At 71.2% G+C, this 24079-nt stretch carries 26 protein-coding genes; 13 read left to right on the forward strand and 13 right to left on the reverse strand.

Annotated elements, in window-relative coordinates; translation table 11 throughout:
* Positions 1-154: 154 nt before the first annotated feature.
* The 5 genes from ACZ4WH_RS35015 (at position 155) to ACZ4WH_RS35035 (ending at position 5727) form a co-directional block, all read left to right on the forward strand.
* Positions 155-1894 (forward strand): MFS transporter, encoded by a 1740-nt coding sequence (locus ACZ4WH_RS35015; RefSeq protein WP_468188428.1) that lies wholly within the window; start codon positions 155-157, stop codon positions 1892-1894.
* Between the two features lie 185 nt (positions 1895-2079).
* The gene (locus tag ACZ4WH_RS35020) at positions 2080-2730 is read left to right on the forward strand and encodes a class I SAM-dependent methyltransferase (protein WP_468188430.1); all 651 of its coding nucleotides are present in this window, start codon (positions 2080-2082) and stop codon (positions 2728-2730) included.
* A gap of 22 nt (positions 2731-2752) precedes the next feature.
* Positions 2753-3736 carry an N-acetylmuramoyl-L-alanine amidase gene (locus tag ACZ4WH_RS35025; RefSeq protein ID WP_468188432.1) on the forward strand — a complete coding sequence of 328 codons (984 nt, stop codon included), beginning with the start codon at positions 2753-2755 and terminating at the stop codon, positions 3734-3736.
* A gap of 83 nt (positions 3737-3819) precedes the next feature.
* Positions 3820-4611, forward strand: a complete 792-nt coding sequence (locus ACZ4WH_RS35030) for a DUF5336 domain-containing protein (RefSeq protein WP_468188434.1) — start codon at positions 3820-3822, stop codon at positions 4609-4611.
* A gap of 105 nt (positions 4612-4716) precedes the next feature.
* Positions 4717-5727, forward strand: a complete 1011-nt coding sequence (locus tag ACZ4WH_RS35035; RefSeq protein WP_468188436.1) for an LLM class F420-dependent oxidoreductase — start codon at positions 4717-4719, stop codon at positions 5725-5727.
* Here the strand turns inward: ACZ4WH_RS35035 and ACZ4WH_RS35040 are convergent.
* Positions 5724-6293, reverse strand: coding sequence for a hypothetical protein (locus ACZ4WH_RS35040; RefSeq protein ID WP_468188438.1), 570 nt, complete (start codon positions 6291-6293; stop codon positions 5724-5726). The genes ACZ4WH_RS35035 and ACZ4WH_RS35040 overlap by 4 nt on opposite strands.
* Positions 6294-6466: 173 nt before the next feature.
* Here ACZ4WH_RS35040 and ACZ4WH_RS35045 point away from each other — a divergent pair, with 173 nt between their 5' ends.
* Positions 6467-6760 (forward strand): hypothetical protein, encoded by a 294-nt coding sequence (locus ACZ4WH_RS35045; RefSeq protein ID WP_356129289.1) that lies wholly within the window; start codon positions 6467-6469, stop codon positions 6758-6760.
* 55 nt (positions 6761-6815) lie between these two features.
* Here the strand turns inward: ACZ4WH_RS35045 and ACZ4WH_RS35050 are convergent, their stop codons facing one another.
* The 3 genes from ACZ4WH_RS35050 to ACZ4WH_RS35060 are packed head-to-tail and all read right to left on the reverse strand — an operon-like array spanning position 6816 to position 10041.
* Positions 6816-7886, reverse strand: a complete 1071-nt coding sequence (locus tag ACZ4WH_RS35050; RefSeq protein WP_468188440.1) for a prenyltransferase/squalene oxidase repeat-containing protein — start codon at positions 7884-7886, stop codon at positions 6816-6818.
* Positions 7883-8629 carry a class I SAM-dependent methyltransferase gene (locus tag ACZ4WH_RS35055; protein WP_468188442.1) on the reverse strand — a complete coding sequence of 249 codons (747 nt, stop codon included), beginning with the start codon at positions 8627-8629 and terminating at the stop codon, positions 7883-7885. Before ACZ4WH_RS35055 ends, ACZ4WH_RS35050 begins: the two co-directional genes overlap by 4 nt.
* Positions 8623-10041 carry a glycosyltransferase family 4 protein gene (locus tag ACZ4WH_RS35060; protein ID WP_468188444.1) on the reverse strand — a complete coding sequence of 473 codons (1419 nt, stop codon included), beginning with the start codon at positions 10039-10041 and terminating at the stop codon, positions 8623-8625. Before ACZ4WH_RS35060 ends, ACZ4WH_RS35055 begins: the two co-directional genes overlap by 7 nt.
* A 221-nt stretch (positions 10042-10262) precedes the next feature.
* Here ACZ4WH_RS35060 and ACZ4WH_RS35065 point away from each other — a divergent pair, with 221 nt between their 5' ends.
* Entirely contained in the window at positions 10263-10880 is a 618-nt protein-coding gene (locus ACZ4WH_RS35065) for a TetR family transcriptional regulator (RefSeq protein WP_468188446.1), read from the forward strand.
* Between the two features lie 321 nt (positions 10881-11201).
* On the opposite strand, the gene ACZ4WH_RS35070 is transcribed toward ACZ4WH_RS35065, so the two are convergent.
* The gene (locus tag ACZ4WH_RS35070) at positions 11202-12065 is read right to left on the reverse strand and encodes a tetratricopeptide repeat protein (RefSeq protein WP_468188448.1); all 864 of its coding nucleotides are present in this window, start codon (positions 12063-12065) and stop codon (positions 11202-11204) included.
* 138 nt (positions 12066-12203) lie between these two features.
* On the opposite strand from ACZ4WH_RS35070, the gene ACZ4WH_RS35075 reads away from it, so the two are divergent.
* From ACZ4WH_RS35075 to ACZ4WH_RS35090, 4 genes are read left to right on the forward strand one after another with little or no spacing between them, the layout of a single operon-like run.
* Positions 12204-12845: a hypothetical protein gene (locus ACZ4WH_RS35075; RefSeq protein ID WP_468188450.1), complete on the forward strand. Its 642-nt coding sequence runs from the start codon at positions 12204-12206 to the stop codon at positions 12843-12845.
* A 44-nt stretch (positions 12846-12889) separates the two neighbouring features.
* Complete coding sequence (locus ACZ4WH_RS35080) at positions 12890-13300, forward strand: putative adhesin (protein WP_468188452.1); 411 nt, start codon at positions 12890-12892, stop codon at positions 13298-13300.
* 17 nt (positions 13301-13317) lie between these two features.
* Positions 13318-13731 carry a DUF4279 domain-containing protein gene (locus tag ACZ4WH_RS35085; protein WP_468188453.1) on the forward strand — a complete coding sequence of 138 codons (414 nt, stop codon included), beginning with the start codon at positions 13318-13320 and terminating at the stop codon, positions 13729-13731.
* Positions 13732-13741: 10 nt separating this feature from the next.
* Positions 13742-14191 (forward strand): hypothetical protein, encoded by a 450-nt coding sequence (locus ACZ4WH_RS35090; RefSeq protein ID WP_468188455.1) that lies wholly within the window; start codon positions 13742-13744, stop codon positions 14189-14191.
* Between the two features lie 748 nt (positions 14192-14939).
* On the opposite strand, the gene ACZ4WH_RS35095 is transcribed toward ACZ4WH_RS35090, so the two are convergent.
* On the reverse strand, positions 14940-15173 hold the full coding sequence (locus ACZ4WH_RS35095) for a ferredoxin (protein WP_468188457.1): 234 nt from the start codon (positions 15171-15173) through the stop codon (positions 14940-14942).
* Between the two features lie 3 nt (positions 15174-15176).
* On the reverse strand, positions 15177-16628 hold the full coding sequence (locus tag ACZ4WH_RS35100) for an aldehyde dehydrogenase (protein ID WP_468188459.1): 1452 nt from the start codon (positions 16626-16628) through the stop codon (positions 15177-15179).
* A 132-nt stretch (positions 16629-16760) separates the two neighbouring features.
* On the opposite strand from ACZ4WH_RS35100, the gene ACZ4WH_RS35105 reads away from it, so the two are divergent.
* Positions 16761-17786 carry an MBL fold metallo-hydrolase gene (locus ACZ4WH_RS35105; RefSeq protein WP_468188461.1) on the forward strand — a complete coding sequence of 342 codons (1026 nt, stop codon included), beginning with the start codon at positions 16761-16763 and terminating at the stop codon, positions 17784-17786.
* An 80-nt stretch (positions 17787-17866) separates the two neighbouring features.
* Here ACZ4WH_RS35105 and ACZ4WH_RS35110 read toward each other — a convergent pair whose 3' ends face one another.
* From ACZ4WH_RS35110 to ACZ4WH_RS35125, 4 genes are all read right to left on the reverse strand, one after another.
* Positions 17867-19264 carry an FAD-dependent oxidoreductase gene (locus ACZ4WH_RS35110; protein ID WP_468188463.1) on the reverse strand — a complete coding sequence of 466 codons (1398 nt, stop codon included), beginning with the start codon at positions 19262-19264 and terminating at the stop codon, positions 17867-17869.
* Positions 19257-20465, reverse strand: a complete 1209-nt coding sequence (locus ACZ4WH_RS35115) for an MAB_1171c family putative transporter (RefSeq protein WP_468188465.1) — start codon at positions 20463-20465, stop codon at positions 19257-19259. The genes ACZ4WH_RS35110 and ACZ4WH_RS35115 overlap by 8 nt, the downstream gene beginning before the upstream one ends.
* Positions 20465-20992 carry a hypothetical protein gene (locus ACZ4WH_RS35120; RefSeq protein WP_468188467.1) on the reverse strand — a complete coding sequence of 176 codons (528 nt, stop codon included), beginning with the start codon at positions 20990-20992 and terminating at the stop codon, positions 20465-20467. The genes ACZ4WH_RS35115 and ACZ4WH_RS35120 overlap by 1 nt, the downstream gene beginning before the upstream one ends.
* Positions 20993-21086: 94 nt before the next feature.
* Complete coding sequence (locus ACZ4WH_RS35125; protein WP_468188469.1) at positions 21087-21680, reverse strand: XRE family transcriptional regulator; 594 nt, start codon at positions 21678-21680, stop codon at positions 21087-21089.
* A 536-nt stretch (positions 21681-22216) separates the two neighbouring features.
* On the opposite strand from ACZ4WH_RS35125, the gene ACZ4WH_RS35130 reads away from it, so the two are divergent.
* Positions 22217-22369 (forward strand): hypothetical protein, encoded by a 153-nt coding sequence (locus tag ACZ4WH_RS35130; protein WP_468188470.1) that lies wholly within the window; start codon positions 22217-22219, stop codon positions 22367-22369.
* Between the two features lie 52 nt (positions 22370-22421).
* On the opposite strand, the gene ACZ4WH_RS35135 is transcribed toward ACZ4WH_RS35130, so the two are convergent.
* Both ACZ4WH_RS35135 and ACZ4WH_RS35140 read right to left on the reverse strand, forming a co-directional pair.
* Positions 22422-22793: a hypothetical protein gene (locus tag ACZ4WH_RS35135; RefSeq protein ID WP_468188472.1), complete on the reverse strand. Its 372-nt coding sequence runs from the start codon at positions 22791-22793 to the stop codon at positions 22422-22424.
* Positions 22780-24079 (reverse strand): RHS repeat-associated core domain-containing protein (locus ACZ4WH_RS35140; RefSeq protein ID WP_468188474.1); only part of this gene is annotated, 1300 nt, incomplete at its 5' end. The genes ACZ4WH_RS35140 and ACZ4WH_RS35135, both read right to left, overlap by 14 nt.

The following is a 24079-nucleotide window of genomic DNA, read 5'->3' on the forward strand; positions in this document are numbered from 1 at the left end:
GCCTCTCTCAGCTCCCGGCAGGCCCACTCGCCATGACACCCCGTCAGTAACCCATGGAACGGTCAAGAATTCGTTAGGGGCCCGAAGCAACGGAATAGTTGCCTGTGCATACGAGGTTTACCCAGCACTTATGACACGCGGAAGGCCTCACCCCATGCCAGAGACGACCGACCAGCCCACCCGGAGAGCGGGCGGCGCCGTGGTCCCCGTGCTCGCCTTCGCGGGCATCGTGGTCGCGGTGATGCAGACGCTGCTCGTGCCGGTCATCAAGGACCTGCCGCAGCTCCTGGACACCGCCCCCAGCAACGCCACCTGGGTCCTCACCTCGACCCTCCTGTCGGGCGCCGTCGCCACACCGATCATGGGCCGGCTCGGCGACCTCTACGGCAAGCGCCGCATGCTGATCCTCAGCCTCGCCGTGATGGTGGTCGGCGCCCTCGTCAGCGCCTTCACCGACCAACTGCTCACCATGATCGTCGGCCGTACCCTCCAGGGCTTCGCCATGGGCGCGATCCCCCTCGGCATCGGCCTGATGCGGGACATGCTGCCGCGCGAGAAGCTCGGCTCCGCCATGGCCCTGATGAGTTCGTCGATCGGTGTCGGCGGCGGCCTCGCGCTGCCCGCAGCGGCCCTGGTCGCGCAGCACACGAACTGGCACGCCCTCTTCTACGGCGCCGCCGCCCTCGGCGTGCTCGCCATCCTGCTCACCCTCCTCGTCGTCCCCGAGTCCCCGATGCGGGCCAAGGGTTCCTTCGACCTGGTCGGCGCGCTCGGTCTGTCCACCGGACTCGTGCTGCTCCTGCTCCCCATCACCAAGGGCAGCGACTGGGGCTGGTCCTCGGGCACGACGCTCGGCCTGTTCGCCGCGGCCGTCGTCGTCCTGCTGCTGTGGGGCCTGTTCGAGCTGCGTGTCCCGGCGCCCCTGGTCGACCTGCGCACGACCGCCCGCCGCGAGGTGCTGCTCACCAACCTGGCCTCGATCATGGTCGGCGTCAGCTTCTACGTCGTCTCGCTCGTCCTGCCCCAACTGCTCCAGCTGCCCACCGCCACCGGCTACGGCCTCGGCCAGTCCATGGTCGTCGCGGGTCTGTGCGTGGCCCCGCTGGGCCTGACGATGATGTTCACCGCCCCGGTGTACGCCCGTCTGTCCGCCCGCTACGGCCCCAAGGTCACCCTGATCACCGGCCTGCTCGTCATCGCGATCGGCTACGGCGGCGGCCTCGGCCTGATGGACGCGGCCTGGCAGACGATCGTCACGTCCGTCGTCCTCGGCGCGGGCATCGGCCTCGCCTACTCCTCGCTCCCCGCGCTGATCGTCGGCGCGGTCCCGGCCTCGGAGACCGGCGCGGCCAACGGCCTGAACACCCTGATGCGGTCCATCGGCACGTCGGTGTCGAGCGCCGTCATCGGCATGGTGCTGGCCAACACCGCGAACAACGTGGGCGGCGTCGCGATCCCGACCATGCACGGGTTCCGGGTCTCCTTCCTGATCGCCACCGCCGCCGTCGCGGTGGGTCTGCTGCTGGCGTTCTTCCTGCCGAACGCCGCCCGTCCGGCGCGGCACACGCAGCTGCGGGCCAGCAGTGAGGAGGAGGCCAACCTGGAGCGTGCCGAGGAGGTGCTGCGCGGGTTCCGGGGACGGGTCCTGGACGCCGGCGGCGCGCCCGTCGCCCGGGCCAAGGTCACCCTGATCGACCGCCGGGGGCGGCAGGCCGGTGCGACCCTCTCCGAGGTGGACGGCAGCTATGTGCTGGCGGTACCGGGTGAGGGGGCGTACGTGCTGGCCGCGCGGGCCTCCGGCCATGGACCGCTGGCCTCCTCGGCGACGCATTCCGGTGAGGAGCGGGCTGTCGATCTCGATCTTTCGCTGCCAGGGGAGACTGTCAGCGCGTAGAACTCGGGTGGCTCTGCCGCCTCGCGGGTGACGCGCCGTCGTGACTTGTCGCGCTCACGCGGCGGAGCCGCGTATTGGATACGGCCCCGCGCCCCTTCGGGCGCTCGACGCACCCCCTGTCACCCATGTGACCGGGGGTGCGGCAGCATGGGCGCCCGGACCGACGTACGACCGAAAGGCGCCCCATGCCCGCCGCTCCCAAGCCCGAGATCCTGGCCGCGTTCGAGGCGGCGAAGGGGTTCATGCCCCTCGACGAGGGGCTCGCCCTCTACGACGCCGCGGTCACCGCCGGCCGGCTCGGGCTGCCGCTGCTGGAGGTCGGGACATACTGCGGGCGCTCCACCGTCCTGCTGGCCGACGCGGCACGCGCGACCGGGGTCACGGCGCTCACCGTCGACCATCACCGGGGCAGCGAGGAGCAGCAGCCCGGCTGGGACTACCACGACCCGGAGACGGTCGATCCCGAGATCGGCCTGATGGACACGCTGCCCGCCTTCCGGCGCACGCTGTTCAAGGCGGGGCTGGAGGAGCACGTGGTGGCCCTCGTCGGCCGCTCCCCGCAGATCGCGGCGATCTGGAACTCCCCGCTCGGACTGGTGTTCGTCGACGGCGGCCATACGGACGAACACGCCACGGCCGACTACGACGGCTGGGCCCCCCGTGTGGCCGAGGGCGGGCTGCTGGTCATCCACGACGTCTTCCCGCACCCGGAGGACGAGTTCACCGGCCAGGCGCCGTACCGGGTGTACCTGCGGGCCCTTGGATCGGGCGCGTTCACGGAGGTCTCGGCGACCGGCTCGCTGCGCGTCCTGAGGCGAACGGGAGCGGGGATCTGAGGCCCCGGTTAGAGTCGCAGTCGTGTCGTACGTTGGCCCGGACTTCGATCCCCCGCAGCCCCGCCGGCCCCGGCGGCGCCCGCTGACCGTTGCGCTCGCCGCGCTGGTACCCGGAGCACTGCTCGGCTGGGTGGTGTACGAGGCGGTGGGCGGTGGCGGCCCGGGCGGTGAGGACCGTACGGCCTCCCCCGCGCCGGCCCCGCACACCTCCGCGGTGTCCTCCGCCCCGGCCGCTTCCCCGAGCGACAAGAGCGACAAGAGTGGCACCAGCGGCGGTGACGACGGCAAGGCGTCCCCCTCGCCCTCCGACCGGCCCGGCGGTTCCGGCCCGCTCAAGGGGAAGGTCGTCGTCGTCGACCCGGGGCACAATCCGGGCAACTTCCGGCACACGGCGGAGATCAACCGCCCGGTGGACATCGGAACGAACCACAAGGAGTGCGACACCACCGGGACGTCCACCAACGACGGCTACACCGAGGCCCGGTTCACGCTCGACCTGGCGCACCGGCTGCGGGACCTGCTGGAGCGGCAGGGCGCCACGGTGAAGCTGACGCACGACGGCGACAGCCCTGCGTGGGGTCCGTGCGTGGACGAGCGGGCGCGGATCGGGAACACGGCGCACGCGGACGCGGCGATCTCCCTGCACGCCGACGGATCGGCCGCCGGCAACCGGGGCTTCCACGTCATCCTGCCGGGGTCCGTGCACGCCGGTGCCGCCGACACCCGTGACATCGTCGGCCCCTCCCACGCTCTCGGGGTGCGCGTCGCGGGCAACTTCCTCCGCGAGACGGGGGAGCCGCCCTCCAACTACCTCGGCGGCGGTACCGGTCTCGTCACGCGGACGGACCTGGGTGGTCTCAATCTGTCAACGGTTCCCAAGGTGTTCATCGAGTGCGGCAACATGCGCGATAGCAAGGACGCGGCACTGCTGACCAGCGGCGCCTGGCGACAGCGGGCGGCGCAAGGGATCTCTGAGGGAATCGTGAGTTTCCTGCGCGATTCGTGACCGGCGGGCGGAACCGGCCGGACAGCCGGATCTTGCGGACGATAGTGTCTACCGACGACGAGACGACCTACGAAGGACCTGAAGTGAATATCCGCTCCCTCACTAGAGGCGACGGCGTGGTGATCGGAGCAGCGGTGGTGCTGTTCATCGCGTCGTTCCTCGACTTCTACACCTACTCCGGCTTCGGCGCTGAAGTCAGCCGGAGCGCGTGGGACAACCTGGGCATGGGCCTGGGCACCTACATGGGCGCGGTGATCGGTGCCGTTCTCATCGTCGTCAACCGCTGCCTGCCCCAGCCGCGCAAGGTGGCCGGGCTCGATCTCGGCGCCGCCGGCACCGCGTTCGCGATCCTGACGGCCTGGACGCTGCTGTGGACGCTGATCGACCTCGAAAACGTGGACGCCGGCGCCGGTCTCGTCCTCGGGTTCATCGCCGCACTCGTCCTGTCCGCCGCCGCCATCGCCACCCCGCTGGTCCCCGCCCTCCAGGCCGCCCTGATCCCGGCCCCCAAGCCGGTCGCCCCGCAGCCCTACGGCGCCCAGCCGCCCGGTGGTTACGGCTACCCGGGCGCCCAGCCGCAGCAGCCCTACGGCGCGCAGCCGCAGCCGGGCCAGCCGTTCGGGCAGCAGCCGCCGGCCGCGCAGGGTGCCGCTCCGGCGCCGCAGCCGGCCGCCGCGGACTTCTCGCCCTTCTGGTTCGCCGTGCCGGTGCCCCGCCCGCTGTTCTCGGAGGACGGTTCGCCGAACCAGATCGCCGAACTGGCGCCGGGCACCTGGTACCTGGCCGTCGAGCAGCGCGGTGCCGCGCTCGTCGCGCAGACCCAGGACGGCCGTCGTGGCGTGCTCCAGGACACCTCCGGCATCCAGCGCGGCTGAGCCGTACCGCCGTGGCGCACCGGCCCCTCGCCCTTCCGGGCGGGGGGCCGTTGTCGTACAGTCGCCTCCCGGCTCGTATCTGACGACATGTCAGGAGGCAGGCGTATGCGGCTCGGTCTCGCACTCGGCTACTGGGGGCGCGGTCCGGACGCCGGTCATGTGCCGCTCGCCCGGGAGGCGGAACGGCTCGGCTACGACTCGGTGTGGACGGCCGAGTCCTGGGGCTCGGACGCCTTCACCCCGCTGACCTGGATCGCCGCGCAGACGTCAAGGATCAAGCTGGGCACGGCGGTTGCCCAGATGGCCGCCCGCTCGCCGGCCGCCACCGCGATGCACGCGCTCACCCTGGACCACCTCTCCGGCGGACGCGTGCTGCTCGGGCTCGGGCTCTCCGGGCCGCAGGTGGTGGAGGGCTGGTACGGCCGCCCGTTCCCGAAGTCGCCACTGACCGCGACCCGGGAGTACGTGGACGTCGTACGGCGGGTGCTGCGCCGGGAGGCGCCGGTGGCGGTGGACGGACGGTTCCACCCGCTGCCCTACCGGGGCCCGGACGGCACCGGCCTCGGCAAGCCGCTCAAGTCGATCACGCATCCCCTGCGCCACGACCTCCCCGTCCTCCTCGGCGCCGAAGGGCCGCGCAACGTCGCCCAGACGGTCCGGATCGCCGACGGCTGGCTGCCGCTGTACTGGGCCCCGAGCCGGCCCGAGGTGTACGGGGACGTGGTGCGGAAGTTGCCCGAGGGGTTTCTGGTGGCTCCCCTGGCCCGGGTGAAGGTCTGTGACGACGTGGCCGAGGGGCTGCTGCCCGTCAAGGCCATGCTCGGCTTCTACATCGGCGGGATGGGGCACGCGGCCCGCAACTTCCACGCCGACCTGATGGCCCGCATGGGGCACGAGGCCGAGGCCCGGCGGATCCAGGAGCTGTTCCTCGCCGGGCGCCGGGAGGAGGCCGTGCTGGCCGTGCCGGACCTCTTCGCCGACGAGATCTCCCTGGTCGGTCCGCGCGAACGCATCGCCGAACGGCTGGAGTTGTGGCGCCGGGGCCCGGTGACGGACCTGCTGGCCCTGTCACCGGACCCGCACACGCTGCGTGTGCTCGCGGAGCTGAACTCCTAGCCCTTGGACAGCTGGGACGCCGAGGGCACCTGGTCCTTGACCGGGGCGCCGGCGCTCTTGCCCGCGTCCTTGACGTTGCCGATGACCTCGTTGAACGAGTTTGCCGCGTTCCCGTCGCCCTTGCGGAGCTTGGACGGCAGGTTCTTCAGGGCCTCGATGCCGCTGCTGAGGGGCGCGAGGGCCTTGGAGAGGGTCGGGTCGGCCTGGGCGTTCTTCTGAGCCGCCTTGAGCCGGTTGTAGGCGAAGGCGCCGGCCAGACCGGCCTTGACCAGAGCGAGCTTGCGGCCCTCGGCGCCCTTCTTGAACTTGCCGGCCTTCCAGGGCTTCACGATCCACTGGTAGGTCGCGCCGGCGGCGAGGCCCGCGTCCGCCACGAAGCGTGTCTTGGCGAACTTGCGCTTCTCCGCGGACGTGGTCGGGCTGGGCTTGTCGACGGCGGGCACGACCTGTGCCGCCGCGGTGTCCTTCGTACTGCTCTTCTCGGTGCCTCCACAGGCGGTGGCACCGGCCACCAGGGCGCAGCACAAGGTGAGCGCCACGACGAGGCGCCGTATCGGTACGGGCACGGAGTCCTCCGGACGTGTCCTCCCCGAGCGGTCTGCTTCCTCCGGCAGCCTCACCCGGGGCTGCGGGGTGCGCCACTCGGGGGACGCCGTCCGGGTGGTGTCCGGGTCGCGTCCGGGTTCGCTCCGGGCTCCCTGGGGGGTTTCACGGCACACCGCCCGGCAATCCGGAAAGTATGTCCCCTCGATATCGCAACGGCGCGAACCAGGCCGGGACGGTCATCGCGGTCGTCGCCGACATCATGGCGTTGATCCTCGGCCTGTGGATCCTGATGTACCTGCTGGACGCGAACCGGGCCAACAGCCTGGTCCAGTTCGTCCATGACGCGGCCGCCTGGCTGGCCGGCTGGTCCCACGACCTCTTCACCTTCGACGAGGCCTGGGCCCGGGTCGTCGCCGGATACGGGCTCGCCGCGGTGGTCTACCTGTTCGTGGGCCACGCCATAGCCAACCGGATGCACCGGCACTGACCCCGGCGGCACGGTCGCGCTGAACGCTCGCGGAGCCGTGGCGTCCTCGTCCGGGTCAGCCGCAGCAGTCCGGGGCCAGGCCGGCCGGCAGGTGTTCGCCGCCGAACACCGCGCACGTGGCCTCGTGGCCGCCCAGCGCGGCCACGGCCAGCAGCAGGGACCCTGCCGTCCAGGTGGTCAGCTCGCGGGGCCAGATCGCGTCGTCCTCGAAGACGTAGCCCGTCCAGTACAGGCCGCTGTCCGCGTCCCGCAGGTGCTGGATGGACTGGAGGATCTCCAGGGCCCGGTCGGACTCCCCCATCGCCCACAGGGCCAGGGCGAGTTCGCTGGACTCGCCGCCGGTCACCCAGGGGTTCGGGACCACGCAGCGCACACCGAGGCCGGGGACGACGAACCGGTCCCAGTCCGCCTCGATGCGGGCCTTGGCCTCCGCTCCGGTGAGCGCGCCGCCGAGGACCGGGTAGTACCAGTCCATCGAGTAGCGGTCCTTGTCCAGGAAGCGCTCCGGGTGGCGGCGGATCGCGTGGCGGAGGGACCCGGCGGCCAACTCCCAGTCCGGCTGCGGCTCTTCCCGTTCCTCGGCGATGGCGAGCGCGCACCGCAGGGCGTGGTGGATGGAGGAGCTGCCCGTCAGCAGGGCGTCCGTCGTCGGCGTGCCGTCGTCCTCGCGGCGCCAGCCGATCTGTCCGCCGGGCTGCTGGAGCCGCAGCACCCACTCGACAGCCGCGTAGACGGTCGGCCACAGGCGGTCGAGGAACGTGTCGTCGCCCGTGGACAGGTAGTGGTGCCAGACGCCGACGGCTATGTAGGCGACGAAGTTGGACTCGCGGGCGCGGTCGGTGACCTCGTCGTGGGCACCGTCGGCGTAGGCGGCGTACCAGGAGCCGTCCTCGTTCTGGTGCCGGGCGAGCCAGTTGTACGCCCGCTCGGCGGCCTCGTGCTCACCGGCCGCGTCCAGGGCCATGGCGGCCTCGGTGTGGTCCCACGGGTCGAGGTGATGCCCGCGGAACCACGGGATCGCGCCGTCCTCCCGCTGTGCGGCGAGGATGCCGCGGACGGTCGCGGCAGCCTGCTCGGCGGTGAGGACCCCGGGCAGGACGAGGTGTTCTGTCCGGGGGGTGGTCACTCGGCGGCCGCCCCTTCGGACAGCCGCGGCAGGTGCGGCTTGGTCGCGTAGACCACGAAGCTCTTGCCGATCAGCGGGTTGAGCGCCTGCTCGGCGAGCCGGGTGGCGAGCGGCTTCTTCATGATGTCCCAGACCAGCAGCTTGTGGTACGCCCGCACCGGCAGCGCCTTGTCGTTGTCGACGCCGAACGCGCACTTCAGCCACCAGTACGGCGAGTGCAGCGCGTGCGCGTGGTGGCTGCCGTACGGCTTCAGTCCCGCCTCGCGGACCTTGGCGACCAGCTCGTCGGCCTTGTAGATGCGGATGTGGCCGCCCTCCACCTCGTGGTAGGCGTCGGACAGCGCCCAGCAGACCTTCTCGGGGCCGTAGCGCGGCACGGTGATCGCGATGCGCCCGCCCGGCTTGAGCACGCGCACCATCTCCACGAGCACGCCCTTGTCGTCGGGGATGTGCTCCATCACCTCGGAGATGATGACGACGTCGAAGGACTCGTCGGGGAAGGGCAGGGCGAGGGCGTCGCCCTCCATCGCCGTGGCGGTGGCGCCCTCCGGTGCCTCCCCGGCCTCCTTCATCGCCGCGAACCACTTGGCGACCTCGCGGATCTCCTCGCCGTTCTGGTCCAGCGCCACGACCTGGGCGCCGCGCCGGTAACACTCGAAGGCGTGCCGGCCGGCTCCGCAGCCGAGGTCCAGGACACGGTCGCCGGGGGCGAGCGGGAACCGGGAGAAGTCGACGGTCAGCACGTGGCCCTGCTTTCGGAGGAGACGCCTGCAACACTTGCCGGGGCCGCGGAGCGGCCGGGGGTCTGGGCCGCGGAGCGGCTCGGGGGCCGGCCCGCGGAGCGGTGGGGGCCTGCGGAGCGGGCGATGGCCTCGCGGTAGTGGGCCACGGTGCCCTCGGCGGCGCGGGCCCAGGTGAAGCGGTCGAGCACGCGCCGACGGCCCGCGTGGCCGAGCCGCGCCCGCAGCTCCGGGTCCCCGAGCAGCCGGTTCAGCCCGGCGGCCAGTGCCCCCGCGTCGCCGGGCGGTACGGCCAGGCAGGTCTCGCCGTCCGGCCCCGCGACCTCGGGGATCGCACCGCCGGTGGTGGCGACAAGGGGGGTGCCGGTGGCCATGGCCTCGGCGGCGGGCAGTGAGAAGCCCTCGTACAGGGAGGGCACGCAGGCCACCTGGGCGGAGCGGATCAGGTCGACCAGCTCGGCGTCGGAGATGCCCTTGACGAAGTCGACGGCGCCTTCGAGGCCGTACCGCTCGATCGCCTGCGCGACGGGGCCCTCCTGCGGGCGCTTGCCGACGACGACGAGATGGGCGGCGGGGTGCTCGGTGCGCACCTTGGCGAGCGCCTCCACGAGGAACACCAGCCCCTTCAGCGGCACGTCGGCGCTGGAGGTGGTGACGATCCGGCCCGGCACCTCGGGGACGGCCGGATTCGGCGCGAACAGGTCGGTGTCGGCGCCGATGTGGACGACGTGGACCCGGTCGTCCCGGACGCCGAGGTGGTCCACGATCTCCTGGCGGGAGCTGCCGGAGACGGTGAGGATCGAGGGCAGCCGGCGGGCGACGCGCTTCTGCATGCGGGTGAAGGCGTACCAGCGGCGCACCGAGTAGCGGCGCTGCCAGGTGTCGGCGGCGTCCAGCTCCAGCTGCCGGTCCACGGTGATGGGGTGGTGGACCGTGGTGACCAGGGGGGCGCCGATGTCGCCCAACAGGCCGTAGCCCAGGGTCTGGTTGTCGTGGACGACGTCGAACTCGCCGCGCCGGGCGCGCAGATGACGGCGGGCGCGCAGCGAGAAGGTCAGCGGCTCGGGGAAGCCGCCGGTCCACATGGTCCCGACCTCAAGGGCGTCGATCCAGTCCCGGTACTCCTCGCGCTTCGGGGTGCGGAAGGGGTCGGGCTGGCGGTAGAGGTCGAGGCTGGGCAGCTCGGTGAGGGTGAGGCCGGGGTGGCCCTCGTCGAGGACGGGGTACGGCTGGGAGCCGATGACCTCCACGCGGTGGCCCAGGCGGGCCAGCTCCCGCGAGAGGTGTCGTACGTAGACGCCCTGGCCCCCGCAGAACGGGTTCCCTTTATAGGTGAGGAGCGCGATGTCGAGCGGTCGTCCGCCGTCGGCAGCGGGTTCCTGATCGGCACCCGCTTCCCGGGCCTCAGCGGTCACTCCGTGCCCCCTTCTGCCTGCACTGTCCCGCGACACTACGACGGGACGGTAATCTAGAACAAGTTTCAGACTTGATCGTTCAAGAGCCTCTGAATCTACCGGCAGGTAGGGGCGCTGTGAGCAGTGGATCAGGTGATTCGCGCCACGGCGCGCCGCCCTGCCATGCTGTCCGATCACGAGCCCGACAAACGGCCTCACCGACTGTCACGGAACGGGGATCCATGCCTGCGGAAGCCAGCACCTCGCGTCCGGCCTCGCCCCTCACCGAGCGGCAGGAGGCCCGCCGGCGCAGGATTCTGCACGCGAGCGCGCAGCTGGCCAGCCGGGGCGGGTTCGACGCCGTACAGATGCGTGAGGTCGCGGAGTCGTCGCAGGTGGCTCTCGGCACGCTGTACCGCTACTTCCCGTCCAAGGTGCATCTGCTGGTCGCCACCATGCAGGACCAGCTGGAGCACATGCACGGGACCCTGCGCAAGAAGCCCCCGGCGGGCGACACGGCCGCCGAGCGGGTCGCGGAGACCCTGATGCGGGCCTTCCGCGCGCTCCAGCGCGAGCCTCATCTGGCCGACGCGATGGTCCGGGCGCTCACCTTCGCCGACCGCAGCGTCTCACCCGAGGTCGACCAGGTCTCCCGCCAGACGACGGCGATCATCCTGGACGCGATGGGCCTCGCGGACCCCACCCCCGAGCAGCTCTCCGCGGTCCGGGTCATCGAGCACACCTGGCACTCGGCCCTCATCACCTGGCTCTCGGGCCGTGCCTCCATCGCCCAGGTGAAGATCGACATCGAGACGGTGTGCCGGCTGATCGACCTGACGGAGCCGACGGGACGCGCATGACGCGGGGCACACAAAAGACCTACGAGACGGGTTCCCTTCGCCGGCATGGTCCGGATCAGGTTATGGGGGTCGCCGTCCGGCCTGACTGCTGCCTTCCGGCCTCTCAGCCCTACCGTCGCTGTCGGCCCGGGCGGATGCCTGCGCATCCCGCCTGAGTCGGCTACTCCGGTCGGACTCCCTCACTCGCCTCGTAGGCTGATTCCAGGATAGAACGGATAGAGCGGATATCGCCTGACGGAACCCCTCAATTCCGACCAATTCTCCCCATCAGCACCCTGCTCGTCCGCGCCGGGCGGCGCCGGCGCGCCCGAGCGTCCACGCTCAGCCGATCGCGGCCAGCCCGCTCCAGCTCCGGCCGATCGGCGTCTTGGCCGCCCACTGGTCGAGCAGGCGGCGGGCCTCCTCCTCAGGCGCCCCGAAGGACACCCGCTGGGCACCCGCGTGGGTCTTCCGCTCCTGCTCGTGCGTGCCCTCGCTACAGCAGGCGCACAGAACCTCGAACCCGCTCGCCGGCTCGGCACCGTAGCCGTGCCGGTCGAACAGCTCCACCAGGGCGTCGATGTCGGCCACCTCGCTCACGTTCACCATCACGGTCAGCGTCGGCAGCTCGGACGGCTCGAAGAGGAGAAGTTCCTCGAAGACGGGGTATTCCCGCCCCTCGATGATCCGTCGCCCCTTCGGTTCCCCGTCATGGACGACGATCTCGCCGAAGCGGCGTCCGCCGGTCACCGGCACGTTCATCACCCGGCCGCGAGTCGGACAGAGCCGGTCGATCCAGACGACCTCCCGTTCCCCGCCCGTGTCCAGCCGAACACACGCCGGCCCGAACCGCCCGCTGATCTCGCCCTCTCCCGGCGGGAGTTCGATACCGAAGCCCTCCCAGGCGTCCCTGGCCGTCGCCCAGTCGCGCTGGATCGTCGCCGCGATGCCGAGGTTCCAGTACGCCGGATCACCCTCACCCCGCGGAGCCCGGGAGGCGGCCTCGCGGCCCAGCGCGTACGCCTTGCCCCAGTTGCGCAGGAACTTGTGGGCGAGCGCGGCGTCGTACCACCACACCGGGCTCTTCGGTTCGTCCGGGTAATGCGCGAGGACCCGCTCGAACAGCCCGGCGGCGGTCAGCCAGTCCTCAGCGTCCCAGGCCACGTACGCCTGGTCGATCAGCTGCTCGGCCTCGGCCTTGTCCACTCTTTCCCACCCTGCTCGCCACGTCGAGGTACACCGGAACCGCAGGAGCGTACCCCGCCGCCCACTGAGACGCGGCCGTGACAAGGGTGATACAGCGGCGGGTTGTTCCCTCCGGTCGCGGTGGTGACGATGGGCTGCATGGCTGAACACGGGGGTGAGGCGGAGGAGACGCCTCGTCAGAGCATTCCCAGGTCACGGCTGTACGACTATGCCGAGATGACGCTCCCTTCACCGGAAGGGGCGGCGTCCGCGAACGCACATCCGGGACGTACAGAACCGGGCACGGAGGCGGCACCCGACCTGACGCCCGCCCCCGACGAACAGCCTGAACCGACTGAAGCGCCCGAACCGGCCGTACGGAGCGAAGCGGCCGCGGAGGCCGAAGCCCGCAAGCGGGCGTTCGCCGCCCTGCTGGGCGAGCTCCGCCGTACGCCGGTCCTGGTGCCTCTGGGCGACGGCTCGGGCCCGGACTCCGAACGTGGCCTGCTGACGGCCGACTTCAACGGCATCCGCTTCGTCCTGGCCTTCTCCGACGAGCAGGCGCTGGCCCGTTACGCCGTCGCACGCGGTGAGGCGGCCCGGGAGTGGACGTACCAGACGATCCTCGGCGCACGCCTGCTGGACGTCGCCGTTCCCGCGGCCGGGGTGCCGTGCGGGGTGGCGCTGGACTGCGCGGACGGGGAGGACGGCATGGTCTTTCCTCCGGTGCGCGGGATCGTGCCGGACGAGGTGGCGGTGGACGTCGACGCGGGGGCGGGGCGGCGGCGCGACGCGGAGTGAGGGAGGGCCTCGAGCGTCAGGTCGCCAGGGGCTCCGGGGACCCCATGCCCGAGCGTGCCGACGTCATGCAGGCGCTGCGCGACTCCAACCCGCAGATAGTGAACAAGAAATGGCCGGACACTGATGGCCGTTACTATGCGGACCGGGCGCTCGCCGGTGGCCGCCCAGACGGGGAGAAAGTCTTCGCGGGGCATGGCTACATCGAATCGGGAGCCGGTGAAATCGTGGTTCCGGAGGGCACTTCTATTTCCTTCTACGCGCAACACGGCGAGCAACTGCCCGGCCTCAACGGCCTGACCGTCGAGCGGGGCGTCTTTCGTCAGGTGCCGGCGGTTTCAGTGTGTTCGAGAATTCGACGACCGTTGGGCAGAGGACGCAACTGGGAGAGCTGCTGGAGCCCGGCATGGGAAATGTTCACTGGGCAGCCTGTCGTGAGATCAAGTAGAACAACTTGACTCGTGAGGAGCCATGTATGAATGTGACAGTAAAGCGTTACTGGGTGTTGACGGAGGTGTCGCTCGTCATCAAGGGAAGAGATCTGCACCCCGAAGAGATCACACCCTTCCTTGCCATCGAGCCCACTGGGGTACGAAATCCGGGCGTCAGTAAATGGGACCGCCCGGGCGAGATCGCTGGACAGTGGAGGATCAGCTGTGACGAGCGCACCACCCGGGACTTCCACGAACAGTTGGACAGTATCCTCTCCATCGCGGAACGGAAGCGGACCGAGCTCAGGCAACTGGCCGGACAAGGATATGAGGTGACCGTCAACCTCTTCGGCTTCTCCGGAAACGATTCCACTCTTTCTCTTCATTCCGAAGAAATCAAGAGAATCGCACTCCTGGGATTTCCGATCAAGGTTGCAGCCAGCATGAACGAACGCTGAGAGAGTAATCATGGAAATGGAACCTGCGGCGGGATTGAAGCCCTGGGGTGACCTGATCACGTCCCTGGTTGTATCGGGTCATGAAGTGGATTCCGGATCCCTGTTTATCGAGTTGCAACTGGCCGACAGCGAAGAGTTCGCTTCACTGGAAGGCGTGGGAATCCATTCCGGCCCCGGCTGGGCTACGCTCACTGTTGACGAGCGACGCTCGCAATGCGCCGACGAACAGGCCGCGGCACTCATCGGATTCCTCAAGCCCCGCAAGTCGGCGCTCGACGCGCTGAAGGAGGCGGGAAAATCGGTGAAGGTCGATGTGGCAGGCGTTGCCGAGTCTGGATCGGGGCTTTACATCTCGCCAGACGTCCTCGCAGGTCTTGCGGAGCTGGGAGTCCCTGTCACTTTTACGACGGTCCGGGCGTCCGGGGAGGACGAGGAGGACCCACTCGCCTGGCTCGGCTGACCTGAAGTCCGACCACGTCGCCGCGAACACGAAGAACCCGGCGTCCGTGCTGAGGTAGCCGTGGCCAGTCGCCGCGTCCTGACCGCAGTGAGGCCGCCCGCGGCATCACGCGGGCCCCGGTGCGCACGTCCGGTGCGGGCTGATCAGGAACAGGGCGACGTGTCGCTGCGCGGCGCGGTGCGCTGGGCGCGAGTGATGAGGGTGCCGGCGAGGGCGTGAACAACTGACACCGCGGCCGACCGCCCGGCGAACGAGGAACGGGTCACAGATGACGAAGGAACCGGAGAAGCCCGCATGGCGGGACGTCCTGGAGCGCTGCGGACTTCAGGTGGTGGAGGAGGCGGCCCGGAGCGGGCCTCCCGTGCGGTCCGCCCTCTACGCCGTCACCGGAGTCGAGGTCGAACCGGTCGCCACCGTCCCCGCCACGTCACCGGGTGCCACCGCCGCACTGGACGAGAAGTGGCATCTCCACGCGTCCAGCGTGTCCCTCTACGACGACAACGGCGAGTTCCTGATCCTGCCTCCCGTGTCGGGAGGCAGTGAGATCGGCTGGGTACGGGTCAGGGACACGGCCGGCACGCATCTGCCCTCACGCATTGCCGAGGTGACGGGTTCCCCCGAGTTCGTGACCGTTTCGACCGACGGCCGCACCTGTGCGCCGCCTCGGTGGAGGAGTACGACTACTGGGTGGTGCTGCACGAATTCTCCTGAGAGGTCCTGGCCAAGGGGGACACACGCCCGACACGCCCTACTCCTCGGGCGGGAACACCGCCTCCCCGCTGCCCAGCAGTGTGATCACGATCGCCTCCACCGGGCAGTTCTCGGCCGCCGCCAGGATCTGCTCGGCCGCGTCCGTGTCCGGTTGTGCCGGGTGGGACTGGCGCGCGGAGTCGAGGCGGAAGTCGTTCGGGGCGTGGTGGAGGCACTGGGCCGAGCCGATGCACAGCGACCGGTCGACCTCCACGTGCCAGCGGTCGCCCATCGCCTAGGCCCCCACCGGGAGGTGGATCATCTTGTGCTCCAGGTACTCGCCGTACCCCTCCGGACCGAACTCCCGCCCCAGGCCCGAGTTCTTGTAGCCGCCGAACGGGCCGAGCATGTCCAGGCTGAAGGTGTTCACGGAGTAGGTGCCGGTGCGGACCTGGCGGGCGATGTCGATGCCGTGCTCGACGTCGGCCGTCCACACGCTGCCGGACAGCCCGTAGTCCGAGTCGTTGGCGATCTTCACCGCCTCGGACTCGTCGCCGTACGGCAGCAGGCAGATGACCGGGCCGAAGATCTCCTCACGGGCGACGCGCATGGAGTTGTCGACGTCGCCGAAGAGGGTGGGTTCGACGTACCAGCCGCGCTCCACGCCGTCCGGACGGCCGCCGCCGGTGAGGATCTTGGCGCCCTCCTCCTGGCCGACACGGATGTAGTCCAGGTTCCGCTGCTGCTGGCGCCGGGCGACCAGCGGGCCGACCTGGGTGGCCGGGTCGAGCGGGTCCCCGACGACGAGGGCACGGGCCGCCTGCGCGAAGGCGTCGGCGAAGTCGGCGTAGCGGGCGCGCGGTACGAGGATCCGGGTCTGGGCCACGCAGGCCTGCCCGTTGTTCATCCAGGCCGCCGGGACGATCCCGGAGACGGCCGCCTCCAGGTCCGCGTCCGGCAACACCAGCGCCGCCGACTTGCCGCCGAGTTCCAGGGTGACCCGGGTGAGGTTGCGGGCGGCGACCTCCATCACGCGCTTGCCGGCCGCGACCGAGCCGGTGAAGGAGACCTTGTCGACGCCGGGGTGTCCGACCAGGTACTCACTGACCTCGCGGTCGGCGGGCAGGATGGACAGCACGCCCTCGGGGAGGCCGGCCTCGCGGGCGATCTCGCCCAGCAGGTACGCGTCCAGCGGGGACTCCGGGGACGGCTTGAGGACGACCGTGCAGCCGGTCAGCAGCGCGGGCGCCAGCTTGGCGGCGGCGACGAACTGCGGGACGTTCCACGGGACGACGGCGGCGACCACACCGACCGGTTCGCGGCGGACGAGGATCGGCCCCAGGACGCCGTCCCGGCGCTCCTCGTGGGTGAAGTCCCGGGCGACCCGGATCGCCGCGTCCCACACCATCATCGCGCCGAGCGCCTGGGCGAGGACGCTCCAGGAGTACGGCGAGCCGTTCTCGGACGAGATCACCCGGGCGATCTCCTCGTGCCGGGCGGCGATGCCGTCCTTGATGCGCGTGACGACCTCGATCCGCTCCTCCAGGCCGGCGCGCGGCCAGGGGCCCTCGTCGAAGGCGCGGCGCGCGACGGCCACGGCCCGGTCGACGTCCGCACGGGAGGCGTGCGGCACCCGGCCGATGACCTCCTCGGTGTGCGGCGAGATCACCTCGATGACGTCCTGGCCCAGCGGGTCGGTCAACTCCCCGCCGACGAACAGCTGTCCGTGTTCCACGAGCTCGGTCATGGCCGACTGCCTCCCGCCGCACCGCACCGCATCCGTCATTTCTGACGCTGTTTCAGAACTGATATCAGTTCTAGTTATAGTGGGCAATGGTCCTGGGGCGGCGGGGTGGACGGGTGGAGGGGCGGAGATCAGATGGCGACGACGTTCGATCACGGCGGGGGCGTACGGTCGGTGCGGGTGCCCATTCCGGACAACCCCCTCGGTCACACGCTGGTCTACGTGGTGGACACCGGCCGGGGCCCGGTGCTGATCGACACCGGCTGGGACGACCCCGGGTCCTGGGACACGCTGGTGGCGGGGCTCACGGCCTGCGGTACGGCGGTCGGGGAGGTCCACGGCGTCGTCATCACCCACCACCACCCGGACCACCACGGCCTGTCCGCGCGGGTCCGCGAGGCGTCCGGTGCGTGGGTGGCGCTGCACGCGGCCGACGCGGCGATCGTGCGCCGGACGCGGGAGACCCGGCCGGAGCGGTGGTTCGCGTACATGGCGGCCAAGCTGACGGCGGCCGGGGCGCCCGAGGAGCACGTGGCGCCGCTGCGGACGCCCCGCGCCCGGACCCTGCCCGGCCTCTCCCCCGCCCTGCCGGACCGGGAGATCGTCCCCGGCGACCTCCTCGACCTGCCGGGCCGCCGCCTGCGCGCGATCTGGACCCCGGGACACACGCCCGGCCATGTCTGCCTCCACCTGGAGGAGGAGCACCCGGCGCGACTCTCCGGTCACGGGCGCCTGTTCAGCGGCGATCACCTGCTGCCCGAGATCTCCCCGCACATCGGCCTGTACGAGGACCCCGACGACGCGACGGTCACCGATCCCCTGGGGGACTACCTGGACTCCCTGGAGCGGATCGGCCGGCTCACCCCCGCCGAGATCCTCCCGGCCCACCAGCACCCCTTCACCGACGCCCCCGGCCGCGTCCGCGCCCTGCTCGACCACCACGAGAACCGCCTGGCCGGCCTCCTCGCCCTCCTCGCCGAGCCCCTCACCCCCTGGCAGCTCGCCGAACGCATGGAGTGGAACCGCCCCTGGTCCGACATCCCCTACGGCTCCCGCAACATCGCCGTCTCCGAAGCCGAGTCCCACCTGCGCCGCCTGGTGAAGCTGGGCCGCGCGGAACCGGTACCGGGGAGCGATCCGGTGGCGTACGTGGCGGTGTAGTCCGCACACCTCGACCGAGCCCGGTCGCCGTCGGCCAAGCCCCACCGCCCTCACCGCCCCCGCAGCAGAGCCTCCGCCCCTCAGTCCAGACCCGCCGCCTCCCGTTCCCCCCGCGTCAGCGGCGGGCCCGGCAGGGGGCCCTTGCGGGGGCCGAAGCAGAGGGTCCAGAGCATGTCGGGGGCGAACAGGCGGGCCGCCGGAGTGCGCAGGCTCATGACGTCCAGCAGGCCGCGCAGGGCGTGCGGGTTCTCGGAGCCGGCGGCCACCGCCTTGTCGACGTAGGCGGTGAGGAGGCGTTCGACGAGGGTCGGCGGCTGGGGCGCGGCCCCGGGGTAGTAGGCGTCCTGGCCGACCGCGAGGTTCCACGCGCCCGCGACCGGCCGGGCCACCGCGCGCTGGACGCGGCGGGCGGTGCCGGGGGCGGTGGGGCCGTACCGGTCGAGGGTGCGGCCGAGGGCGAGCGCGCTCTGCGCGGCGACGGACAGGCCGTGGCCGTAGACCGGGTTGTACCCGGCGACGGCGTCCCCGAGGACGGCGAAGCCCTCGGGCCAGGTCTCGGCCTTCTCGTAGAAGCGGCGGCGGTTGGCCGTGCTGCGGGTGGTCACCGGGTCGGTCAGCGGCTTCGCCCGCGCGAGGAGCCGGCCGATGACCGGGTCCTTCAGGCCGGTGAGCGCGAAGTGCTCGAACGCGTCCGGGTCGGCGGAGGGTTCGCCGCCCCGGGTGCCGGAGAGCGTGACCAGCCAGCGGTCGCCCTCGATCGGTACGACGACCCCGCCCCGGCCGGGCGCGTCGCGCGGGTCGGCCTGCACGTTCACCACCGGGTAGCGCAGCGTCGCCGTGGCGTCGGGGGCCGAGTAGACGCGGCTGGCGTAGGCGACGCCCGCGTCGACCACCCGCTCCTCGACCGGCGCGTGGCCCAGGGCCCGTAGCCAGGTGTCCGCCTGGGAGCCGCGCCCGCTCGCGTCGATCACCAGGTCCGCGTACAGCGTGTCACCCCCCGGTAGGCGGACGCCGGTCACCCGGTGGCGGTCGCCCGTCAGGCCCGCCACCCGGATGCCGTCGCGCAGGGTGATCCGGCGCCGGGCGAGGACGTCGGCGCGGATCACCGCGTCCAGCAGGTCCCGGCTGCACACGATCATGTGGTGCCGGGAGTCGGTGAACCGCCGGAACCACTGCCCGGAGGGCGCCTTGCTGACCAGGTCCCGCATCACCCCGATCAGCCCCGCGCCCCGGGCGGTCAGCTCACCGGTGACGCCCGGCAGCAGCTCCTCCAGCGCGGCCACCCCGCCCGACCACAGCAGATGGGCGTGCCGGGCCTGGGGCAGGCCCTTGCGCGGCTCGGGGCCCGCCGGCAGCCGGTCGGCCTCCACGATCGTCACCTCGTGGAAGCGGCTGGCGAGCACGGACGCGGCGAGCATGCCGGCCGTACTGCCGCCGATGACGAGCGCGGTACGGCGGGCGGTGGGTATGTCAGGCATGCGAGGTGAGACCTTCCGTGGCGACCGCCTGCCGGCGGAACCGTTCGATGGCCGCCGCGTGGTTCCGCAACGCGTGCGCGACCGACTCCAGTTCGCTGTCGGGGACGAAGGCGGGCCCGGGCTGCCCGGCCGGCAGCGGACGCGCGCGGTCGTCGGGCGCGCGCAGCGCGTCGGCCGCGACGAGGATGTCCACCGCCGCCGCGACGGCCCGCGCCACGGAGTCCGGGTAGCCCGCCGCCGTCGCCGCCGTCCGCGTCCGCTCGCGCCGGGTCGCGCACAGGTGCGGGGCGAGCTTGAGCAGCCCGTCGTTGATGGCGGCCCGGCGCAGCTCCAGACGGAGGGCGGCGCCGCTGACCCGGCCGGTCGCGGGCGCCGCCGGCGCGGTGACGGTCAGCATGGTCTGCCACAGCGGCTTCAGCCGCCGGTGGGTGCGCACCAGCCGCCGGTGTTCCGCCGCCCACGGCCCGGCCTGTCCGGCGATGAAGCCGACGGCCACCAGGACCGCCTCGGCGATGGCGAACGGCGGGGCGGCGTACGTGGACAGCCAGTCCCAGTCCCGGCCGCTCCAGCGGGCGCCGATCGCGGCGAGCTTGGCGACGTCGAAGAGGAGCCCGAGGGCGTAGGCCACCTGGAGGAAGATCACCGCCCGGCGCAGCCAGGTGTCCTCGACCTCCCGGTACCAGGCCCACAGCATGCCCGCCGCGACCAGCGCGGACACCAGGTGGGCGACGAGGTAGAGCAGCACGAACTCGCGCATCCAGGGCGTGCCGGCGTAGTACGTGTCGAGGTCGCGCGTGCGCTCCACCCGGTGGTCGCCGAGCAGGAACGTCGTCCACAGGCCGATGATGATGACGGTGTACGCCACCCGGACCAGGCGGGTGCGCCGGCGGCGCACGGCGGACGGCGGCTCCCGCCAGGTGATGATGAGCCACAGGCAGGCACCGCAGTAGGCGGTCAGCAGCGAGTACACCCACAGGCCGGCGAAGTTGGGGATGCCGGTCAGCACGTTGATGCGGTGCAGGTTGGCCGGCGGCAGGGAGGCGAAGCAGATCGCGCCGATGCCGAGCAGCAGGGCGGTGGCCCGCAGGATCGGGTCCTGCCAGGCCCGCCGCAGCAGCGGCAGCTTGATCACGAAGGCCACGGCGAGCAGGGCGGCCGGGACGGCGTAGGCGGCGAAGGAACCGGCGATGTCCCCGCGCATCAGGGCCCGCCGATGTTGCCCAGCGAGGACGACAGCCGGTCGGTGAGGGTGTCCTGGGTCATCCGGCCGGCCGCGCCGGGCCCGACGACCTTGGAGAACTTCGCGGCGAGGCGCAGCCCGCACTCCTCGGCCTCCCACTCGGCGTCGGCCGCCGCCGCGGCGGGCGAGCGGGTGGCCATGGCGACCACCCGGTCCCAGGGGACGTCGTCCTCGGCGCGGGACAGCAGCCGGCGGGCGGCGGCGGGCAGGCCGGACGGGTAGTGCACGTCCAGCGTGCCGTAGTGGATGTGCCCGATCTCGTGCCCGGCGATGACGAACTTGTGCGGGTCCGGGGCCCGGTCCTCGACCACCACGATGTAGTCCTCGTCCCGGGCGAGGGTGATGCCGGAGACGTCCAGGCCCGGCGGGAAGGCGACGAACTTCAGCCGGACCGGGCGGTCGAGCTGCGGGCTGAGCGTGGCGCACAGCGCGTGCAGGAACGCCTCCGGGGTGGTCGGCGGGGTGAGGGTGCGGACGGTGTCGCGCACGAGCCGGTCGAGGAAGCGCCTCGGGGACCTGGAGTGTTTCGCCGAAGGCGCCGACCGCGAACGCTTCGCCGGCTTCGGGGCCTTGGCGGTCGGATCAGGCACGCCCGGCGTCCTCCGCCCGCTCGGAGGCGATGATCATCTCGGCCAGGTCGGCCAGGGTGGCGAGCTGCCGTGCGTTCATCTGCGGGGCCCGGGCGGCCAGGCGTACCAGCCCGCTCTCGCGCAGCCGCAGCAGCGGGTCGGCCTGTGCCTCCAAACTCTGGAGCACCGGTTGCAGGGCCTCGTGCAACGCCTCCGGTTCGTCCGCCGTGAAGAAGCCCGCGGGCAGGCCGAAGAACCGGCGCAGCCGGTCGGCGTGTTCAAGGCTCGGCATCCCGCTCTTGCGCCACTCGCTGAGCCACTGCCGGCTGGTTCCGGCGATCCTGGCCAGCTCGTCCAGCGAGTACCGCTTGCCGTCCGGCCGGCGCCGGGTCTCGCGGATGAAGTCCAGCCGCTGGCGCACCCGTTGGGCCAGGCAGGTCTCGGCGGCCCGGCCGCCGGAGAGCAGGTCGACGACGACGGCGACGGGGATTCCGGTGCGGTAGGAGAGGCCGGCCACGTCCAGAGTCTCCGGCAGCCGGCCGGGCCGGCCGGTCAACTCGCCGAGCCGGTCCAGGACATCGGCCAGCGAGGCGTAGGCGTCACTCACCGAGGTCCCCCCTGGGCGTGTCGTCCGTTCGGTGGCTGGGCTGACGCGAGGCTACCCGTTCGTCCGTTCGGCGACCAGACGTGACAACTCTCCCTGCCTAATTAGGCAGCTATCGTTGACAGTTAGGGGCGCGGTGGGTGAGGATCACGGCACGGAGAGCAAGATTCCGACCCGCCTCGGGTGCCGCCTACGGGGGAGCGGCACCCGGGGTGTCTCCTCGTCCGCCTTCGTCCCGAGGGGTCCCGGCCGGCCAGGGCACGGCCGTCCTCCTCCTCTGGTCCGGCCGCGGGGGCACCTGCGACGAGCTCTGGTCGCTGCGCCAGTGCGGCGAACGAGCCGTATGCGGCCCGGGCTCAACCCCTGCGAACGCGCACGTCACCCTGCGCCTGGCCGCCCGCCGCCCCCGGCGCCTTCACCGTCGTCTCGCATCTGCCCGGTGACCTGATCCCGCTGCCGGTGGAATGGGCAGCGGGAACTGACCCACCCGGCAGCGGGCCGCCGACCGCATGCTCCTCACACGCCGGTCCGGCGATCCGGTGACGACAGTCCCCCACGCGGACGTCACCGACCGCCTGCCCCACTGGGCGGCAACGGTCGGAAACCCGACGACCCGCGAACAATCCCTGCGCCGACTGGCCCACCACCTGACGGCGACGGCGACCCAGAAGCCGGACACGTACGCAGCCTAGGCCTGGAGTTCGACGGCAACGGGCCAGGGCCCGAGGAAGACGTCCGTCCCTGTCACTGGAAAAGAAGGCGGTCGCGCACGGAGTAGCGGGGACCCACCTGGACCTCCAGCACTCCGGCGCATTCGCCCGTGTGAAAGTCGACCGAGACATGCGTCGCCGACGGGTCAGAGGTGAAGGACAACCGTGTCGCACCCTCACGGAAGATGTCCAGCAAAACCTCACCATCACGCACCCAGCGCACTCTTACCGACCTGGCGAGGACGTCGTAGGAAAGGACGAGCGAGTCTCGCTCGCCATTGCGCCAGGAAAGAATGCGCGCACCGCTTTCATCGGCGTCCGGCCATTCGCCGATCGCTTCGAGGACTTCTTCGTCGCTGGGGGCGACAAATTCTCGGTACATATAAAGCGCCTCACTTTCCATCATAAGGCAGCCAGTGGGGCAAGCTGCCGCTAACGCTCACATTCGGACCACTGCCACGGAAGATCACGGTGGAAAGCCTACGTGCGCCGTCGGGTAGAAGCTCCCAAGTGCTTTCGACCCCTAGAGCCCCGTGCGGCCCGTACAGCACGGATTGGGTGACGCCGAACTCACCACTGCCGCCATCCCATTCCTTTGTGAAGGTTCGCTCGAATGGCTGTTGGGCAGCATTGGCCAGATGATCCGTTACATATTGACGCATCGCCGGGGAATCACGGATGCCGATGCGGTGGAGTTGCAGCTCATTCTGCAACGCACGAGGTGAGTTATGCGAGTCTGGCTTGATGTCCTTGTTGAACAGGTAGTCGAGTTTTCGCGGATTGACCTCGGCGGCACCGCCTTCCCCGGGTTTGCAGCCCGATAGGCCAGCCGGGTCTGCCCAGGTATGGGGGTTGCGGACGTAGGTCGCGGGGTTGGGGGCCGGGGCAAGGCCTAGGGGGTCGGCGGTGAGGTAGCGGGCGGTTTCGGGGTCGTAATGGCGGAAGTAGTTGTAGTGGAGGCCTGTTTCAGGGTCGTAGTACTGGCCCGGGAAGCGTAGGGGGGTGTAGGTCGTGCTGTTCGCGGACCATGCCGTTGTTCCCCACAGGGTGCTGCGGGTGCGCCAGGCGATGTCGCCCTGTTCGTCGATCAGTTCGCTCGGGGTGCCGACCAGGTCGGTGATGATGGCGAAGAAGCGGGAGTCGATTTCGCGCTGTGTGGCGTCGGCTGCGGTGATGCGTTCCGTCTGGGAGAGCGGGCGCAGGCCTTGGTGGTCCCAGGTGAGGGTGACCGGGTGGGGGAGGTCGGCGGCCGTTGTCGTCTGTTCGCAGAGCGTTGTGCCGTCCCAGGTGAAGTCCACCCGCTCCACGACCGTTTCACCGTCCTCGGCCAGGCGGAGCTTCGCCGTGCGGCGGCCCAGGGGGTCGTAGGTGTAGCGCCAGCGGGTGCCGTCGGGGGTGACCACCGAGGTCAGACGGTCCTCGGCGTCCCATTCGTAGCGCCAGGTGTCCGGCTTGCGGGACAGGCGGGTCTTCTGGCGGAGGGTGATGCGGCCCAGCGCGTCGTGTTCGTAGCGGACGTTGCCGGCTCGGGTGATGCGGGTGCCCACGTATGTGCGCGGGCCGACGGCCTCCCGGTTCGGGTGGTCCGGCGGCCAGGACGCCTGGGTCTGGTTGCCTGCCTCGTCGTACGCGTAGCGCTCCGTCCAGCCGGCCGCGTGGACCGCTGTCACCCGGCCCGTTGCGTCCAGGTCG

The sequence above is a fragment of the Streptomyces sp. NPDC029138 genome (assembly GCF_055564375.1).

Excerpts from the sequence above, each read along its gene's own strand:
- ACZ4WH_RS35015 (WP_468188428.1), top strand. The coding sequence starts at position 155 with ATGCCAGAGACGACCGACCAGCCCACCCGGAGAGCGGGCGGCGCCGTG.
- ACZ4WH_RS35020 (WP_468188430.1), top strand. The coding sequence starts at position 2,080 with ATGCCCGCCGCTCCCAAGCCCGAGATCCTGGCCGCGTTCGAGGCGGCG.
- ACZ4WH_RS35035 (WP_468188436.1), top strand. The coding sequence starts at position 4,717 with ATGCGGCTCGGTCTCGCACTCGGCTACTGGGGGCGCGGTCCGGACGCC.
- ACZ4WH_RS35045 (WP_356129289.1), top strand. The coding sequence starts at position 6,467 with ATGTCCCCTCGATATCGCAACGGCGCGAACCAGGCCGGGACGGTCATC.
- ACZ4WH_RS35065 (WP_468188446.1), top strand. The coding sequence starts at position 10,263 with ATGCCTGCGGAAGCCAGCACCTCGCGTCCGGCCTCGCCCCTCACCGAG.
- ACZ4WH_RS35075 (WP_468188450.1), top strand. The coding sequence starts at position 12,204 with ATGGCTGAACACGGGGGTGAGGCGGAGGAGACGCCTCGTCAGAGCATT.
- ACZ4WH_RS35080 (WP_468188452.1), top strand. The coding sequence starts at position 12,890 with ATGCCCGAGCGTGCCGACGTCATGCAGGCGCTGCGCGACTCCAACCCG.
- ACZ4WH_RS35085 (WP_468188453.1), top strand. The coding sequence starts at position 13,318 with ATGAATGTGACAGTAAAGCGTTACTGGGTGTTGACGGAGGTGTCGCTC.
- ACZ4WH_RS35090 (WP_468188455.1), top strand. The coding sequence starts at position 13,742 with ATGGAAATGGAACCTGCGGCGGGATTGAAGCCCTGGGGTGACCTGATC.
- ACZ4WH_RS35095 (WP_468188457.1), bottom strand. The coding sequence starts at position 15,173 with ATGGGCGACCGCTGGCACGTGGAGGTCGACCGGTCGCTGTGCATCGGC.
- ACZ4WH_RS35100 (WP_468188459.1), bottom strand. The coding sequence starts at position 16,628 with ATGACCGAGCTCGTGGAACACGGACAGCTGTTCGTCGGCGGGGAGTTG.
- ACZ4WH_RS35105 (WP_468188461.1), top strand. The coding sequence starts at position 16,761 with ATGGCGACGACGTTCGATCACGGCGGGGGCGTACGGTCGGTGCGGGTG.
- ACZ4WH_RS35110 (WP_468188463.1), bottom strand. The coding sequence starts at position 19,264 with ATGCCTGACATACCCACCGCCCGCCGTACCGCGCTCGTCATCGGCGGC.
- ACZ4WH_RS35115 (WP_468188465.1), bottom strand. The coding sequence starts at position 20,465 with ATGCGCGGGGACATCGCCGGTTCCTTCGCCGCCTACGCCGTCCCGGCC.
- ACZ4WH_RS35135 (WP_468188472.1), bottom strand. The coding sequence starts at position 22,793 with ATGATGGAAAGTGAGGCGCTTTATATGTACCGAGAATTTGTCGCCCCC.